At 51.5% G+C, this 17017-nt stretch carries 12 protein-coding genes and 1 other annotated feature; all 12 genes read left to right on the plus strand.

Annotation, left to right across the window (positions count from 1 at the left end; genetic code table 11):
• Positions 1 to 100 precede the first annotated feature (100 nt).
• The 12 genes from lon (at position 101) to ACAN55_RS08565 (ending at position 17017) form a co-directional block, all read left to right on the plus strand.
• Positions 101 to 2464, plus strand: coding sequence for an endopeptidase La (lon, locus tag ACAN55_RS08510; protein WP_379130794.1), 2364 nt, complete (start codon positions 101 to 103; stop codon positions 2462 to 2464).
• Positions 2465 to 2476: 12 nt separating this feature from the next.
• Positions 2477 to 3139, plus strand: coding sequence for a ribosome biogenesis GTP-binding protein YihA/YsxC (gene yihA / locus ACAN55_RS08515; protein WP_379130797.1), 663 nt, complete (start codon positions 2477 to 2479; stop codon positions 3137 to 3139).
• 320 nt (positions 3140 to 3459) lie between these two features.
• On the plus strand, positions 3460 to 4860 hold the full coding sequence (gene hemA / locus ACAN55_RS08520) for a glutamyl-tRNA reductase (RefSeq protein ID WP_379130800.1): 1401 nt from the start codon (positions 3460 to 3462) through the stop codon (positions 4858 to 4860).
• 3 nt (positions 4861 to 4863) lie between these two features.
• Complete coding sequence (gene ccsA / locus ACAN55_RS08525; RefSeq protein ID WP_379130802.1) at positions 4864 to 5691, plus strand: cytochrome c biogenesis protein CcsA; 828 nt, start codon at positions 4864 to 4866, stop codon at positions 5689 to 5691.
• A 5-nt stretch (positions 5692 to 5696) separates the two neighbouring features.
• Positions 5697 to 6344 carry a precorrin-2 dehydrogenase/sirohydrochlorin ferrochelatase family protein gene (locus tag ACAN55_RS08530; protein WP_379130805.1) on the plus strand — a complete coding sequence of 216 codons (648 nt, stop codon included), beginning with the start codon at positions 5697 to 5699 and terminating at the stop codon, positions 6342 to 6344.
• 2 nt (positions 6345 to 6346) lie between these two features.
• Positions 6347 to 7309 (plus strand): hydroxymethylbilane synthase, encoded by a 963-nt coding sequence (gene hemC / locus ACAN55_RS08535; RefSeq protein WP_379130808.1) that lies wholly within the window; start codon positions 6347 to 6349, stop codon positions 7307 to 7309.
• A gap of 4 nt (positions 7310 to 7313) precedes the next feature.
• Complete coding sequence (cobA, locus tag ACAN55_RS08540) at positions 7314 to 8858, plus strand: uroporphyrinogen-III C-methyltransferase (protein WP_379130810.1); 1545 nt, start codon at positions 7314 to 7316, stop codon at positions 8856 to 8858.
• A 56-nt stretch (positions 8859 to 8914) separates the two neighbouring features.
• The gene (hemB, locus tag ACAN55_RS08545; protein ID WP_379130813.1) at positions 8915 to 9913 is read left to right on the plus strand and encodes a porphobilinogen synthase; all 999 of its coding nucleotides are present in this window, start codon (positions 8915 to 8917) and stop codon (positions 9911 to 9913) included.
• Between the two features lie 21 nt (positions 9914 to 9934).
• A complete protein-coding gene (hemL, locus tag ACAN55_RS08550; protein WP_379130815.1) occupies positions 9935 to 11236 on the plus strand; it encodes a glutamate-1-semialdehyde 2,1-aminomutase in 1302 nt (433 codons plus the stop codon).
• Complete coding sequence (locus ACAN55_RS08555; RefSeq protein WP_379130817.1) at positions 11233 to 12180, plus strand: RluA family pseudouridine synthase; 948 nt, start codon at positions 11233 to 11235, stop codon at positions 12178 to 12180. Before hemL ends, ACAN55_RS08555 begins: the two co-directional genes overlap by 4 nt.
• 533 nt (positions 12181 to 12713) lie before the next feature.
• Positions 12714 to 13874 (plus strand): LysM peptidoglycan-binding domain-containing protein, encoded by a 1161-nt coding sequence (locus ACAN55_RS08560; protein ID WP_379130820.1) that lies wholly within the window; start codon positions 12714 to 12716, stop codon positions 13872 to 13874.
• 68 nt (positions 13875 to 13942) lie between these two features.
• Positions 13943 to 14227, plus strand: a binding site (T-box leader).
• 111 nt (positions 14228 to 14338) lie between these two features.
• Complete coding sequence (locus tag ACAN55_RS08565; RefSeq protein ID WP_379130912.1) at positions 14339 to 17017, plus strand: valine--tRNA ligase; 2679 nt, start codon at positions 14339 to 14341, stop codon at positions 17015 to 17017.

A 17017-nucleotide genomic window follows, 5' to 3' on the forward strand; every position in this document is an offset into this window, starting at 1 on the left:
CTACAGGCCGCAAATTTAGCGGCCCGTTGGTGTTTTTATCCTGCATTTGTTAGAATGAAGCATATGCCACTACTTGAGAGCCATTGGAGGTGCGAAGGCGATGATACCCAATAAATCAAAAGGTCGTCGTTTTCCTTTATTACCGCTTAGAGGTCTTCTTGTTTACCCAAGCATGGTTCTTCACCTGGATGTGGGGCGCGAGAAGTCAGTCAGAGCGTTAGAGAAGGCTATGGTTGAAGATAATCTGATCCTGCTTTGTTCCCAGTCGGAAGTCAATATCGAGGAGCCAGGACAAGAGGATATATTCCGCATCGGTACTGTCGCGAATGTGCGGCAAATGCTGAAGCTGCCCAACGGTACGATTCGTGTGCTGGTGGAAGGTGTAGAGCGGGCTGAAATCATTCAGTACACGGATAACGAGGAATATTATGAGGTTATAGCGCGAGAACTGCCCGAAGAAGAAGACGGGGATCAGGAGAGCGATGCGCTGATGCGTACGGTCCTGAATCAGTTCGAACATTATATAACCTTGTCCAAAAAAGTTACGCCGGAGACACTTGCCGCTGTATCTGATATTGAGGAGCCGGGCCGTCTTGCTGACGTGATTACAAGCCACTTGGCTCTGAAAATTAAGGAGAAACAGGAGATTCTCGAGACAATAGATGTCCGCAAGCGTCTGGAGAAACTGCTCGATATTCTTAATAATGAGCGTGAAGTGCTGGAACTGGAGCGCAAGATCAACCAGCGTGTGAAGAAGCAGATGGAGAAGACGCAGAAGGAATATTATCTGAGAGAACAGATGAAAGCGATCCAGAAGGAGCTCGGAGACAAAGAGGGCCGTGCCGGTGAAGCTGACGAATTGCGTGCCCTGCTCGAAGAGAAGGATCTTCCTGAACGTGTGAAAGAGAAGGCGGAGAAAGAGATCGACCGTCTGGAGAAAATGCCTGCAAGCTCCGCTGAGGGCGGCGTGATCCGCAACTATGTGGATTGGCTGCTTGGACTGCCATGGAATGAAGTCACTGTAGATGAACTGGATATCTTAAAGGCGGAACGGGTGCTTGACGAGGATCACTATGGGCTGGAGAAACCGAAGGAACGCGTACTGGAGTATCTGGCCGTGCAGAAGCTGGTTAAGAAGCTGAAAGGTCCTATTCTTTGTCTGGTGGGTCCTCCAGGTGTAGGTAAAACCTCACTTGCGAGATCCATTGCCCGTTCATTGAACCGCAAGTTCGTCCGCATTTCGCTGGGCGGCGTACGGGATGAAGCAGAAATCCGCGGCCACCGCCGTACTTATGTCGGCGCAATGCCTGGACGGATTATTCAGGGCATGAAGACCGCTGGCACAAGCAACCCGGTGTTCCTGCTTGATGAGATTGACAAAATGGCTGCGGACTTCCGCGGCGACCCTTCGGCAGCGCTGCTGGAGGTACTGGATCCGGAGCAAAATAATACGTTCAGTGATCATTTTGTTGAGCTTCCTTTTGATTTATCCAACGTAATGTTTGTGACTACAGCCAATGCGGTACACAACATCCCGCGTCCTTTACTGGACCGGATGGAAATGCTCTATATTCCTGGGTATACAGAGATTGAGAAGCTGCAGATCGCGAGCCGTTACCTACTGCCGAAGCAGAAGAAGAACCACGGTCTGGAAGACGATCAGCTTAGCATTGATGACGAGGTACTGCTGCTTATTATCCGGGAATACACACGGGAATCCGGAGTGCGGAATCTGGAACAGCAGATCGCAGCTTTGTGCCGTAAGGCCGCCAAGAAGATCGTATCTCACGAGAACGGTGCTGTGAGCCTGCAGCCGGAGGATGTGAAGGAATACCTCGGAACGGCTAAATATCGCTATGGTATGGCTGAGCTGAGCGATCAAATTGGAACAGTAACGGGCTTAGCCTGGACCGAGGTTGGAGGCGATACGCTGCTGATCGAGGTAACGGTTGTACCGGGGACCGGAAAGCTCATTCTGACCGGACAGCTCGGTGATGTTATGAAAGAATCCGCCCAAGCCGCCTTCAGTTATACCCGTTCCAAAGCGGAAGAGCTGGGGCTGCAGCCTGATTTCTACGAAAAAAATGATATTCATATTCACATACCGGAAGGTGCGATTCCAAAGGATGGTCCGTCTGCCGGCATTACGATCGCTACAGCTTTAATCTCGGCACTAACCAAACGGTATGTGTCGAAGGATGTAGCCATGACTGGTGAGATTACGCTTCGCGGACGTGTACTCCCTATCGGTGGGCTTAAGGAAAAGTCGCTGGCTGCCCATCGGGCCGGATACAAAAAAATCCTGCTTCCGAAAGATAATGAACGGGATCTTAAAGAGCTTCCGGAAAGTGTGAAGAACGACGTGGAGTTTGTACCGGTATCCCATATGGATCAGGTGCTGCTGCATGCACTCGTGAATCCTAATATTGAAGTTAGTACAGAGCCGCCTGGCAGTATGCATTAGAAAGGAAGACTTATGAAAGTTACCCAATCCGAATTTGTGATCAGTGCCGTTGGCCCTGATCAATACCCTGATGATGCCTTGCCGGAGATTGCTCTGGCAGGGCGCTCCAATGTAGGGAAGTCCTCCCTCATTAACCGCATGATTGACCGTAAGAATCTGGCCCGGACAAGCTCCACACCGGGGAAGACGCAGCATATGAACTATTACCGGATTAACCAATTGCTCTATCTTGTCGATTTTCCCGGCTATGGCTATGCCAAAGTCTCCAAATCGCAACGGGCGGTTTGGGGCAAAATGGTCGAGAAATACTTGGCTGAGCGTGAAACACTGAAGCTGGTATTGCTGATTGTAGACCTTCGGCATCCGCCTTCAAGCGATGATAAGATGATGTTTGACTGGCTCAAGCATTATGATCTTCCGCTTTGCGTGGTTGCTACCAAGGCCGATAAGATTCCAAAGACCCGCTGGCCGAAGCACATCAAGGCCATGAAGCAGGAGCTTGGGGTTCTTCCAGGAGATAATTTCATTCCTTTCTCTTCGGAGATTGGCCTCGGCAAGGATGAATTGTGGTCCTTGATTGAAAGTTACTCTTTATCGCATGAAGCTGCTGATGAGGAGTCGCCGGAGCTACAAGATGGGGCTGCTCAGGACAGTGACGAAGAAATGGCGGAATAGCAGTTTCAATCTTATGCATGAACCGCCGAAATTAATGAATTCATCCTATATAACCGAAGATAACCATGGAGAATTCCATGGTTTTTTTCTCCAAGAAACGGAAAGCGTCCAACAATGGATGGCGAAACCGTTTCTTCTTATTTATAATAGTTATCATCTGCGTTCATAAACCGTTCAAATAATAGTCAAGAAGTCACCATGCTGTGTGATATACTTTACATAGAGATCACGGTTTTTGTGGATTTGGGATCTAATGAATATAATAATGATCTATTACAGTGTCTACAGCAATGAAATGAGACTAGGATGGTGAACATGGCATGCATATCGTCGTCGTTGGCCTGAATTACCGTACAGCCCCTGTCGCAGTAAGGGAGCAGTTCGCTTTTGCGGAGAAGGATATTCCGGCAGCACTTCACCAACTGTTGCAGACAAAAAGCGTGCTGGAAGGGGTAGTTGTGGCTACCTGCAACCGTACGGAAATTTATGTGGTCGTAGACCGGCTTCATATGTGCGGATATTTCATCCGCAGCTTCATCGAGCAGTGGTTTGGAATTAAAAGTGAGCAATTTACGCAGCATATGTATATATATGAAGATGAACAGGCCATCGCCCATTTATTCCGTGTGACTTGCGGTCTGGATTCGATGGTGATCGGAGAGACACAGATTCTGGGACAGGTCCGCAATGCTTTTTTAACGGCACAGGCTGAAGGTGCTACCGGCACCTGGTTTAACCGTCTCTTTAAACAGGCCGTGACGCTCGGCAAACGAGCTCACAGTGAAACTTCTATTGGAGAAACTGCCGTTTCCGTAAGTTATGCAGCAGTTGAGCTGGGGAAACGGATCTTCGGGATGTTTACAGGTAAAAAGGTGCTGATCCTTGGCGCCGGAAAGATGAGCGAGTTGACCGTTAAGCATCTGTACAGCAGTGGAGCGGCTGAGGTCATCGTCGCCAACCGTACCCTTTCGCGTGCCGTGGAGCTGGCGGAGAAGTTCTCGGGTAAGCCGAGTACGATAGAGGAAGCTTTAAAGCATCTGAATGAGGTTGATATTGTCATCAGCTCGACCGGATCAGAAGGTTACGTGGTGACCGCCCAGCAAATCGCTGAAGGGATGAGCCAGCGTCCGAATCGTCCGCTTTTTATGATCGATATCGCTGTTCCCCGGGACATTGATCCGGCTGCTGCTAATGTACCGGATGTGTTTCTTTACGATATCGATGATCTGGAAGGAATTGTGGAGAATAACCTGGAGATGCGCCGGAGCGAAGCTGCCAAGATAGAGGTTATGATTGGTACAGAAATCGATGAATTCCAATTATGGCTGAAGACACTGGGGGTTAGACCGGTCATTCGTGCGCTTCAAGATAAGTCCAATGCAATCCATGAAGATACTATGGAGAGTCTCTTTAACAAGCTGCCGGAGCTGGACGAGCATCAGCGTAAGGTGATCCGCCGCCTGACTAAAAGTATTGTGAACCAGATGCTGCATGATCCGATCAATGTCATTAAGGAGATGTCCGGGGGCAAAAAAGGAAATGAGGCCCTTGACTATTTCTCCCAGATCTTTGCGCTGCAAGATCAGCTGGATGAGGATTCCGATAATGGGAGTGAAGCTGGGGCAGCGGGTCTGCACGGCCTTCGGGCCGGGGAGAAAGTTCCCCCAAAAAGCGATTTTCTTCCCAAAACATCCTTTGCGCCGGCAAGCTTGGGCGGATAACCTATGAATGCACTTAACGGAATATACGATGCCGCCCTGCTGCTTTATGCCCTGAGCCTGCTGTTTTATTTCTCGGACTGCCTTACACGGAGTTCGGACGCAAAGCGGTTTGGCACGGGGCTTCTTCTTGTTGTAGGCTTACTGCAGGCTCTTGGACTGGGCATCCGGTTTGTCCAGGAGCAGGGACTGCCTTTATTTACTCCGTACGATTTCCTGTTTTGGTTTGCCTTCAGCATTGTGCTGATTTCGCTTATTTTAGCGTATACTCGCAGAGGGGAATTTACAGTTCTGCTGCTGAGTGTCGCCGGATTTAGTGTGTTTTTGCTTAACCGTGTATGGCTGACGGCAAGTGATCATTCACTCCAGAGCTGGAGTGCGGTGCACGGCTGGTTGGCCATGCATGTTATTTTAGCGAATCTAAGTTTTGCTGCTTTGACACTGGGAACTGTATTTGCATTAATGTATCTCTTCCTGCACAGCAGGCTGAAGAGTAAACAATGGAATGACCGGGTTCGCCGTCTGCCAAGTCTCGAGACACTAGATAAGTATTCCTTTTTATCAGTGCTCGTGGGGACCCCTCTGTTAGCAGTATCACTCGCTGTAGCCGGCATTTCGATTATCATTGAGGGACGGCTGCCGCTGTTTCAGGATTTAAAAGTGCTTACTACGTTTGCCGGGCTTGCTATTTACATAACATATCTTATATTGAAATGGTCTGCCCGCCGGAGCGGGGTGGTCATGGCACGGCTGGCTGCAGTCGGTTATGCCTTTATTATTTTAAATTTCCTGCTGAATTCATGGTCGGAGTTTCACAGCTGGAGTGGAGAGTGATACGTATGACGGTATATCTGCCTATTATGCTGGACTGCTCCGGGCAGCGATGCCTGGTTGTGGGTGGAGGTAATGTGGCGCAGCGGAAGATTGACGGTCTGCTTGAAGCAGGAGCGGAGGTTGTCGTCATTAGTCCAGCATTGAACCAGACACTGGCTGAACTTGCTGCAAGCAAGCGCGTGAACTGGCACTGCCGTGAATTTGCTCCCGGAGATACCCGCGGGGCTTTCCTCATATATGCTGCCAGCAATCATTCTGAAGTGAACCGTGAAGTGGCGGCAGAAGCGCTTACTCTGGGCATTCCGGTGAATGTAGCGAGCCATGCTGAAGAAGGCAGCTTTATTACGCCGGGCGTTGTCCGCCGCGGACGGTTGACAGTGGCGGTATCGGCTTCTGGAGCCGGTCCGGGGGCTGTAATGGCCATACGTGATTTGCTGGATGAAACACTCGGAGAAGAATACGCGCCGTATTTGGATTTCTTGCATCGTATGCGTACAGAGATCAAGAAACGCGAGAGCTCGCCGGAGATCCGAAGCAGGCTTCTCGGGAGTTTAACCAGCCTTAACGTGTTGAAGGAGATCAGAGAAGGTACCTTTATAGAGTGGAGTCAGGAGTCGGTTGACACCTGGATTGCCCAACATCGGGAGGAATAAATATGCGGATGATTATGGTCGGGAGCAGACAAAGTGCCTTGGCGTTAACACAGACGGGCCAAGTGATTGCCGATCTGGAGTCCCTTTGCCGGGAGCATGGATTTCAGTTTACGTTCGGGATTCATAAAATCATAACTAAAGGTGACCGGATTCTGGACGTCACATTGTCCAAAGTCGGCGGAAAAGGACTGTTCGTCAAGGAGATTGAGCAGGCCATGCTGGATAAAGTGATCGACATGGCTGTGCATAGTATGAAGGATATGCCTTCCGAACTGCCGGAAGGACTGATTAATGGAGCCGTACCGAAACGCAAAGATCCCAGGGACTGCCTGATCTCAGCAAAAGGGGTTCCTTTGAGTGATCTTCCGCAAGGTTCCCGTGTCGGCACCAGCAGCCTGCGCCGGGCAAGCCAACTTGCTGCGCTGCGTCCTGATCTTGTGATCGAACCGGTGCGCGGCAATATTGACTCTCGTCTGCGCAAGCTGGAGAGCGGAGAATATGATGCTATTCTGCTGGCAGCGGCGGGTCTTGCCCGTATGGGCTGGGAGGACCGGGTGACTGAATATCTGTCGCCGGAAATCTGTCTGCCTGCCGTAGGGCAGGGAGCGCTTGGAATCGAGTGCAGAGAAGATGACGAGGAGCTTCGTAGTCTGCTCGCCCTCTATAATGACGAGGTTACATCCCTTAGGGTCATGGCGGAACGTACCTTTTTAGGGGTGCTTAATGGCGGGTGTCAGGTACCAATCGGAGCTTATGCCGTATTGAACAGTGAAGCGAATTCAGATGCTGCGAAGGCTTCGAAAGCAGCGATGCTCACATTAACCGGAATGGTGGGAACCCCGGACGGGGAGACCATTTTGAAGGAGACCTGTACTGGGGAAGATCCGGTTGCGCTTGGTCAGGCGGTGGCGGAGAAACTGATTGCTAACGGAGCAGAGAAGATTTTGGCGGATGCAAGGGGATGAGGACATGATAGGGAAAGTGTATTTGGTAGGTGCAGGTCCCGGGGATGCCAAGCTCATTACGGTGAAGGGGCTGGAATGCATCCAGAAATGTGATGTGGTTGTGTATGACCGGCTTGCAAGTCCCAGACTGCTGAAAGCGAGAAAGCCGGGTGCTGAGAAAATATACGTAGGTAAGCTTCCTGACCGCCATACGATGAAACAGGAGGAGATTAACCAGCTGCTCGTGGATCTTGCCCTTCAGGGGAAGACGGTGGTGAGGTTAAAGGGCGGAGATCCGACAATCTTCGGGCGTGTAGGCGAGGAAGCTGAGCTGTTGCGGAGAAACGGTATTGCTTACGAGATTGTTCCGGGTATTACATCCGCGATCAGCGTACCGGCTTATGCCGGCATTCCGGTAACACACCGTGATCTAGCTTCATCTCTGTCTATCATAACCGGACATGAAAGTCCCGAGAAGCTTGATCAGTCCATCCATTGGGATAAGGTGACGAATGCCACGGGTACGCTGGTGTTTCTGATGGGGGTAGCCAAAATCGGCTATATCGCAGATCAGCTGATGAAACATGGTCGGCCGCCGGAAACACCGGTGGCGCTTGTGCGCTGGGGAACCCGCGCAGAGCAGGAGACCTTAACGGGTACGCTACTCGATATTGAGGACAAGGTGAGACAGGCGGATTTCCAATCCCCTGCGGTTATTGTTGTCGGTGATGTTGTCCTGCAGAGAGAGAAGCTCATGTGGGCCGAATCGCTGCCGCTATTCGGCAAGCGTATAGTTGTGACGCGTGCACGAAGTCAGGCAAGTGAATTGACCGATGCCATTGATGAGCTGGGCGGGGAAGCCTATGAATTCCCGGTCATTGAGACGGTTATGCCGAATGGGGAAGAACAGAAGGCCGAAATTGCTGCTGCGCTATCGGTGCTGGACAGTTACGACTGGGTATTCTTCACGAGCGCCAATGGAGTGGACTTCTTTTTCCGCCATCTTCGAGAACTGGGTGTGGACGTCCGCAGTATGTTCCATGCACGGATTGCTGCAGTGGGACCGGCTACAGCGGCTGCACTTGCGGACAGAGGATTAATTCCTGAAGAACTTCCTGCCCGTTTCCAGGCGGAAGGACTCATCGATGCGTTGGGAGCAGATCTTCTCCCGGGCCAGAAGGTGCTCTTGCCCCGCGGCGATCTTGCCCGCGACTGGCTACCGGACAAGCTGAAGGAGCTGGGACTCCAGGTAACGGTAGCAGATACCTATGAGACCGTAGTAACTGGTGAGGATGATGATGAACTGCTGAAGCTGCTCCAGGAGGGGCGGATCCATGCCGTTACCTTCACGAGTTCATCAACCGTACGCAATTTCCTGCAGATATTGCAGCGAATGGGACTTGAAGATCCGCTTCCGCTGCTGGCGAATGTTAAGATTGCTTGTATCGGTCCAGTAACCGAGAAGACGGCTGTTGACGCGGGGCTTACCCCGGGACTTCTGCCGGCAGAGGCCACGATATCGGGTCTATTAGCAGAACTGTGCCGCTGGAATGCGGATAGCAAGTCATAAGACTTATATATACATTCACATATTAATCCAAGACATTTATAGGAGGAAGAGCAACCATGGTTTTCCCTATTACACGACACCGCCGTTTGCGCGGATCTGCCGGCATTCGCGGGATGGTACGCGAAACCGTGCTAAATGTGCTGGATTTGATCCAGCCTATATTTGTAACTTATGGCACCGGAGTGAAGAGTGAAATTTCGTCAATGCCCGGTGTTTATCACTTCTCTCTGGATACCCTGAAGGAAGAAGTGGACGAGATAGCGGCACTCGGAATCCCTGCGGTTTTACTGTTCGGAATCCCGGAAACGAAGGACGCTGTCGGCTCATCCGGCTATGCTGAGGACGGTATCGTACAGGAAGCAACAAGGCTCATCAAGCAGTGGTATCCTGAGCTGCTGGTGGTTGCAGATACCTGTCTGTGCGAGTTCACTGACCATGGACACTGCGGTATGGTACATACCCATACGGTGGACGGTGTGCTGCATGGGGATGTTATCAATGACGCATCCTTGGAGCTACTTACACGTACGGCAGTTTCTCAGGCAAAAGCCGGGGCGGATATCATCGCGCCTTCTAATATGATGGATGGTTTTGTCGCTGCCATTCGTGCCGGACTGGATGATGCGGGTTATGAGCATGTGCCGATTATGTCGTATTCGGTGAAATATGCTTCGGCTTTCTACGGGCCATTCCGTGAAGCCGCTGACTCCGCGCCACAATTCGGAGACCGCAAGACTTATCAGATGGACCCTGCCAATCTGCGGGAGGCCATTCGTGAGGCGGAGAGTGATGTGCTGGAGGGTGCGGACATGCTGATGGTCAAACCGGCGCTTGCTTATCTGGATGTGATCCGGACGATCCGGGATCAATTCGATCTTCCGCTGGTTGCCTACAACGTCAGTGGTGAATACTCCATGGTGAAGGCTGCAGCGCTGCAAGGCTGGATCGATGAGAAAAAAATCGTTATGGAGATGCTCACCGGCATGAAGCGTGCGGGTGCAGACATCATTATTACTTATTTCTCGAAGGACGCTGCCCGCTGGCTGCGTGAATAACAGAGAGGAGTGGACAAGTACATGAATATGAAATATGCCGCGCGCCGGGAAGAAGCTTCCCGGAACGCTTTTGAAGAGGCGAAGAAATATATTCCCGGCGGGGTGAACAGTCCGGTACGGGCGTTTAAATCCGTAGGTCTGACCCCGGTATATGTCGACAGGGGCGAAGGCTCAAGAATATACGATATTGACGGAAATACCTTTATTGACTATGTATGCTCCTGGGGACCGCTCATTATGGGACATGCACATCCTGAAGTCGTGAAGGCGCTGCAGGAGACGGCAGTGAAAGGGACCAGTTTTGGAGCACCAACGCTGCTAGAGACAGAAATGGCTAAGACGGTTGTCGAGCGTGTACCGTCGGTGGATATCGTGCGGATGGTTAACTCCGGAACGGAAGCTACGATGAGTGCTATCCGGTTGGCCCGCGGCTACACAGGCCGCAGTAAAATTCTTAAGTTCGAGGGCTCCTATCATGGGCATGCAGACAGCCTGCTGATCAAGGCAGGTTCCGGTGTAGCGACACTGGGTCTTCCGGATAGTCCCGGTGTACCTGAAGGCGTAGCAGTTAACACCATCACAGTTCCTTATAATGATCTGGAAGCGGTCAAAGTTGCCTTTGAACGGTATGGCAGTGAGATTGCTGCCATTATCGTGGAGCCGATTGCCGGGAATATGGGTGTGGTTCCACCGCAGCCTGGATTCCTCGAAGGCTTGCGCACGTTAACTACGGGGTACGGTGCACTTCTCATCTGTGATGAGGTAATGACTGGCTTCCGTGTCGGCCTGAATTGTGCTCAGGGTTTGTACGGCATTACTCCCGATTTGACTTGTTTCGGTAAAGTGATCGGCGGAGGACTGCCTGTAGGAGCTTATGGCGGCCGCAGAGAAATTATGGAGAGCATTGCGCCAACAGGACCGATCTATCAAGCGGGTACGCTCAGCGGCAATCCACTTGCGATGGCAGCGGGTCTTACTACATTGAAGCTGCTGACGCCGGAAGTCTATGAACGCCTGGAACAGATGGGAAGCCGGCTGGAGGATGGATTGAGACAGAATGCCATTGAAGCTGGGGTGCCGTTGACCATTAATCGGGTCGGCTCCATGGTGTGCCCTTTCTTCACAGAAGGTCCGGTTATTAATTATGATACGGCCAAGAGCAGCAGCCTGGATACGTTCCGCCGTTACTTCGGTGAAATGCTGAACCGCGGCATCAGCGTACCGCCTTCCCAGTTCGAAGGCATGTTTGTATCAGCGGTGCATAGCATTCAGGATATAGACGATACAATAGAAGCACATCGCCAGGCGCTTAAGGCTTTATGATGACCTTGGAAGCATTGGGCGGAGGCCGCTGGGCTAGACGCGGTAAATGGCTGGAGGTTACTCCCGGCAAAATACTAACCGGAGCGGAAGACAAAGATGCTGCAGTGGACCGGTGGCTGCTGGAGACGGTAGGTATGCCGGAGAAGCTGCTTTTACGCCTGCGTAAGGAAGGCGGAATTGCCATGCAAGGTGACCGCCTTCGGATCGCCCTGTTCCCTGAAAGGGAGACTGGTATTGAACCGGTATGGGAACCCTTAGAGGTTCTGTATGAGGATGATTTCTGCCTTGTCGTTCATAAGCCGGCGGGGGTGGCTGTTCATCCCGACGGAAGTGGAGGGGCTGTTACGCTTGATCATCTGGTAGCAGCCCATTACACATCTTCCGGTGAGGCGACAGCCGTCCGCCATGTTCATCGTCTGGACAAGGACACCACAGGCCCAGTGCTCTATGCTAAGAACGAATTCGCCCAACTTGTGCTGGACGAAGCGATGCGGGCCAAGGCCATATCCCGGCTGTATGCTGCAGTTGTACAGGGGAAAGTGCTCCCGTCTCTAAAGGTTATTGATCTGCCGATCGGTAAGGACCGCCATCATTCGGCCCGCAGAAGGGTATCACCTGGGGGTCAGCCGGCGGTTACCAGAATCATCAGCTGCGAGGTGTGGGAACGGGCGAGCCTGCTGCACGTAATGCTGGAGACAGGCCGCACCCATCAGATTCGTGTCCATCTCAGCCATATGGGGCATCCGCTACTTGGCGATCCCCTTTATGGGGAGAGCACGCCAAAGCTAAAGGTTGAGCATTTCAACCGCCAAGCTCTGCACGGTGTTTCGCTGGCATTCAGGCATCCATGGAGCGGAGAACAGCTGGAGATTCAGGACCCGCTGCCAGAAGATATGGTTACTCTGTGCAATCAATATCGGGCAAGCGGAGAATCTCACTTATAGACATCTTTAATATCAAAGGACCCTAACCGAATAGCGGTAGGGGTCCTTTTTGTCGTGTGGGTGAATGATAAGCCCAAAGTGTTGGAATAGAAACATCTATCCATGTCCTCATATTCCGGTCTGACATATAATACGTTATTGTTTGCAGCTTACAGAAGTCCGCAATTTGAATAGAGGGAGAAGATAGCATCAGGAATATGGAATCTCGCAGTTTGAACTGGGGCGATACGGCTTTGAGGCAGGTGAGGCTTACTTGAGGCTGCAGGACCGGTCTGGAGCTATTTCAGCCGTATGGAGGAGCTTGGGGTATTGATCTCAATGTGTACGCAGAACAAGCAGGAGCAGGGTGCGCACCTATCTTACGCTAGATATCATGGTATCCCTCAGAGAATGGGCCTGTGTCAGTGCATTAGGACACCGCAAAATTGTCATGTGTCCATTTTTTATGCATATACATGAGGGGAGTAACAGTTTGGGCCCATACTCTGAGTTTGTCTTAGGGTTAGATTATGCCAAGAAGGAGGACAATTCCCGTGTTTGACCAGTCCCACGGCTTGCGGTTTGATATTTATGAACGCGTTCATCTCCCTCAGGAGCTCCCGGGAATCGCTGAGCTGGAAGAGGTTGAACTGATCCCGGAAATCCAGGTCATTCAGCGGGAGGACCGGGCAGAGCTGTATGGACAGCTGCTGCTGACCGGCCTCTACCGGAGTGAAGATGACAGAACACAGCGCCTGGAACACGCCATTCCTGTTGAGATTACAGTACCGCTGACCCGCGTCAGCTCGATTGAAGACATAGGGGTGGAGATTGAGAATTTCGATATTGATCTTCTTACAATGCGCAGTGTGAACATAACAGGGGTACTCTCCCTCCGGGGAATCGGAGGAGCGGAATCGCTGCCGGTCTGGCAGCAGGAAGAGTACACAGTTGCCTACAGTCCAGAGGAAGAACGGCTAAAAGGTATTAATGCTGCTGGTGAGCAAGAAAGTGATGCCTTGTATGAGAATTCGCTATGGACCTTTGGAGAAGGTGAAGTGGATGAATCCGCCGAGGGGCTTATCGTCCATACTCACAGCTTAACGAATGAACAGAAGGATGACGCGGAGCCAGAGAGTGTCCGGCCGGCAGCAGAGATCTGGAATTTGGGGGCATACGTCAATGAACGCAGTGAGGAGCCCGCTGCTTCTGAGGTGAGCAATGAGACCTACATTGAAGATGTCTATCCAGAGAAGATCGAAAATCTTGAAAATGCTCCAGAACTGATGCCTTTTCCTGCTGAGGAGGAAGTTATTGCAGAAGAAGCTCCCCCTGTACAAGAAGAGAAACCGGATGTGAAAATTGCTTTGGGCAGCAAAAAGGCAGCCAAGGCAGAAGACCATAAGCCGATGACATTCTCCGCTCTGTTGAACTCCAGCCGCTCCCGTAAAGAGCTGGAGGAAGCACAGGCTCTGGAGGCTGCTCCGGCTGCAGCTGCAATTAGTTCAGCCAGAGATACCGAATGGAAGAGCAGATTCATCGGCGGTGTGGAAGGTGCCGATTTATTCCGCAAGGTACGTCTCTGCATCGTCCAGCGTGAAGATACTTTGGATACCATAGCCGAGAAATATCATCTGAGTGCCCGCGAGCTGGGAATGTATAACCGCCTCTCCGGACAGAATGTTGAGGAAGGCCAGGTTTTGTATATCCCTTAAGGCTTTGTACGTATCCCAGGTTGACTAAAGCTTGACTCTACAGGTATTATGGAGTAAGCAATATCTGGTCAAAGACTGGGAACGGGAAGAGTAGGCGGTCAGCCCTTCAGAGAGCGGAATTAGTAACAGCTGTGAAATTCCGCAGGATGCATGCCAGCCGAAGTCGCCCCGGAGTCGCCTGTCTGAATCTGTCTTCACTATAGTGAAGCAGTGTAGGACGTGGCCGGCAGCAGCCGTTATCTGCATAAGTGTCGCGTTAAGCCGCCGGGGAGATGAATCAAGCCGGAGTGGTGTTTCTTTTTCTTAACGCGAAACAAAGGTGGTACCGCGAAAGAATGGCTTTCGTCCTTTGAGACGAGGGCCTTTTTGTATTTAAATACAAGGATCTTGACATTAACGGAGGTATCAGAACTATGGCTGAACATAACAACCTGACGCAGGCAGATTTGGCGGGCCAGCAGGATATGACGGAGGAACACACAGAGGCACAAGCTTCAAAGAACAGTATGCCTACAACCTATGATCCCAAAGCAGCGGAGCAGAAATGGTATCCCTATTGGAGCGAGGGTGGATATTTCCGTGCGGGCCAGCGCCCGGATGCACAGCCTTACAGCATTGTGATTCCTCCTCCCAACGTAACAGGGATGCTTCATATCGGACATGCGCTTGATTTCACACTTCAGGATATCTTGATCCGCACCAAGCGGATGCAGGGCTTTGATACATTATGGCTGCCTGGTACGGATCACGCGGGAATTGCTACCCAGACGAAGGTAGAGCAGAAGCTCCGCCAACAGGGGATCTCACGACATGACCTCGGCCGTGAGAAGTTCCTGGAGCAGGTCTGGGACTGGAAAGATCAATATGCGGCAACGATTCACGAGCAATGGGCCAAGATGGGCCTCTCTCTTGATTACTCACGCGAGCGTTTCACCCTGGACGATGGTCTGTCCAAAGCGGTTCGTGAAGTATTTGTTAAATTGTACGAGAAGGGCCTGATTTACCGCGGTAAACGTATTATCAACTGGGACCCTGCAGCCCGTACGGCTTTGTCGGATATTGAGGTAGAATACAAGGAAGTTAATGGTCATCTGTATCATCTGCGTTATCCGCTCAAAGACGGAAGCGGTTCGATTACAGTTGCCACCACCCGCCCGGAGACAATGCTGGGCGATACAGCGGTGGCAGTTCATCCAGAAGATGACCGGTATAAACACTTGATCGGTAAAATGCTGGTGCTGCCGATTATCGGCCGTGAAATCCCGGTAATTGCTGACGAGTATGTAGACAAAGAGTTTGGCAGCGGAGCGGTTAAAATTACCCCGGCACATGACCCCAATGACTTTGAGGTAGGTTTGCGCCACAATCTTCCGCAGATCAACGTAATGGATGAAAGCGGCACAATGAATGATGAAGCCGGACCATATAAGGGATTGGACCGCAGTGACTGCCGTAAGGCGATTACAGCCGATCTGAAGGAACAGGGTGTTCTGATCTCTATTGAAGATCATGTGCATCAGGTAGGACACAGCGAGCGTTCCGGCGCCGTAGTAGAACCTTATCTGTCCACACAATGGTTCGTTAAAATGCAACCGCTGGCTGAAGCGGCAATCTCCGCACAGAAGAGCGGCAATGGCATTAATTTTGTACCTGAACGTTTTGAGAAGACCTATCTGAACTGGATCGAAAATGTCCGTGACTGGTGTATCTCCCGTCAACTGTGGTGGGGTCACCGTATTCCGGCCTGGTATTCCGAATCTACTGGTGAGATTGTTGTGGCCCGTGATGAGGAAGAAGCACGCAGAATCAGCGGCCTGGATGATTTGAAACAGGACGAGGATGTACTGGATACCTGGTTCAGCTCCGCTCTCTGGCCTTTCTCGACAATGGGTTGGCCGGATGAGACGAGCAAGGACTATGAGCGTTTTTATCCGAACAATGTCCTTGTGACCGGCTATGACATCATCTATTTCTGGGTGGCGCGCATGATCTTTACCGCTCTGGAATTCACTGGGGAGAAGCCTTTTGCCGATGTATTAATGCATGGACTTGTGCGGGATGCCGAAGGGCAGAAAATGTCCAAGTCGCTGGGCAATGGCGTAGATCCGCTTGAGGTTATCGAGAAATATGGTGCTGATGCGATGCGCTATATGATTTCTACCGGCAGCACCGCCGGTCAGGACCTGCGGTTCCGCTGGGAGAAGGTAGAGCAGGCGCGGAATTTCGCGAACAAGATCTGGAATGCCTCACGCTTTGCACTCATGAATCTGGAAGGTGTGAACTTTGGGGATATCGATATTACGGGCAATCTCGGAACGGCTGACCGCTGGATTCTGCACCGCCTGAACGAAACTTCCCGCGAAATTACGCGTCTAATGGACACATACGAATTTGGCGAGATCGGCCGCCAGCTGTACAATTTCATCTGGGATGATCTGTGCGACTGGTATATCGAGTTCGCGAAGCTGTCGCTTTACGGTTCGGATGCCGATGCCAAAGCTAAGACACAGTCTGTATTGGCCTATACGCTGGATCGCACGCTGCGCCTGATTCATCCGTTTATGCCGTTTATTTCAGAGGAAATCTGGCAGCATCTGCCGCATGAGGGTGAGACCATCACACTTGCGGCTTGGCCTGAGTACGACGCTGCCCTGGAGAATGCCGAAGCGGTTGCGGAGATGAACCTGCTGATGGACATGATTCGGGCTGTGCGTAATATCCGCGCTGAGGTAAATGTGCCGATGAGTAAGAAGGTAGATCTGATCGTCAAAGCTGCGGATGAAGCTACTTTGGGTATCATCACCCGCAATGACAGCTATATCAGCCGTTTCTGCAACACATCGTCCTTCGCGGCGGGACTAAATCCGGAAACGCCGGAGAAGGTTATGTCCGCTGTCGTTACAGGAGCTGAGCTTCTTTTACCATTATCGGGTCTGATCGACATCGATCAGGAAATTGCCCGTCTGGAGAAGGAAGTACAGGTTCTGAACAGTGAAGTGGAGCGTGTGGATAAGAAGCTGGGCAACGAGGGCTTTGTAGCCAAGGCACCGGCCAAAGTCATCGAAGAGGAACGGTCCAAGCAGGCGGATTACTCCGCCAAACGAGAGAAAGTTCTTGCCCGCATCGCAGAGCTGAGAGGATAA

The organism is Paenibacillus oryziterrae, from assembly GCF_042610485.1.
In the GTDB taxonomy this organism is placed as follows: domain Bacteria; phylum Bacillota; class Bacilli; order Paenibacillales; family Paenibacillaceae; genus Paenibacillus_AQ.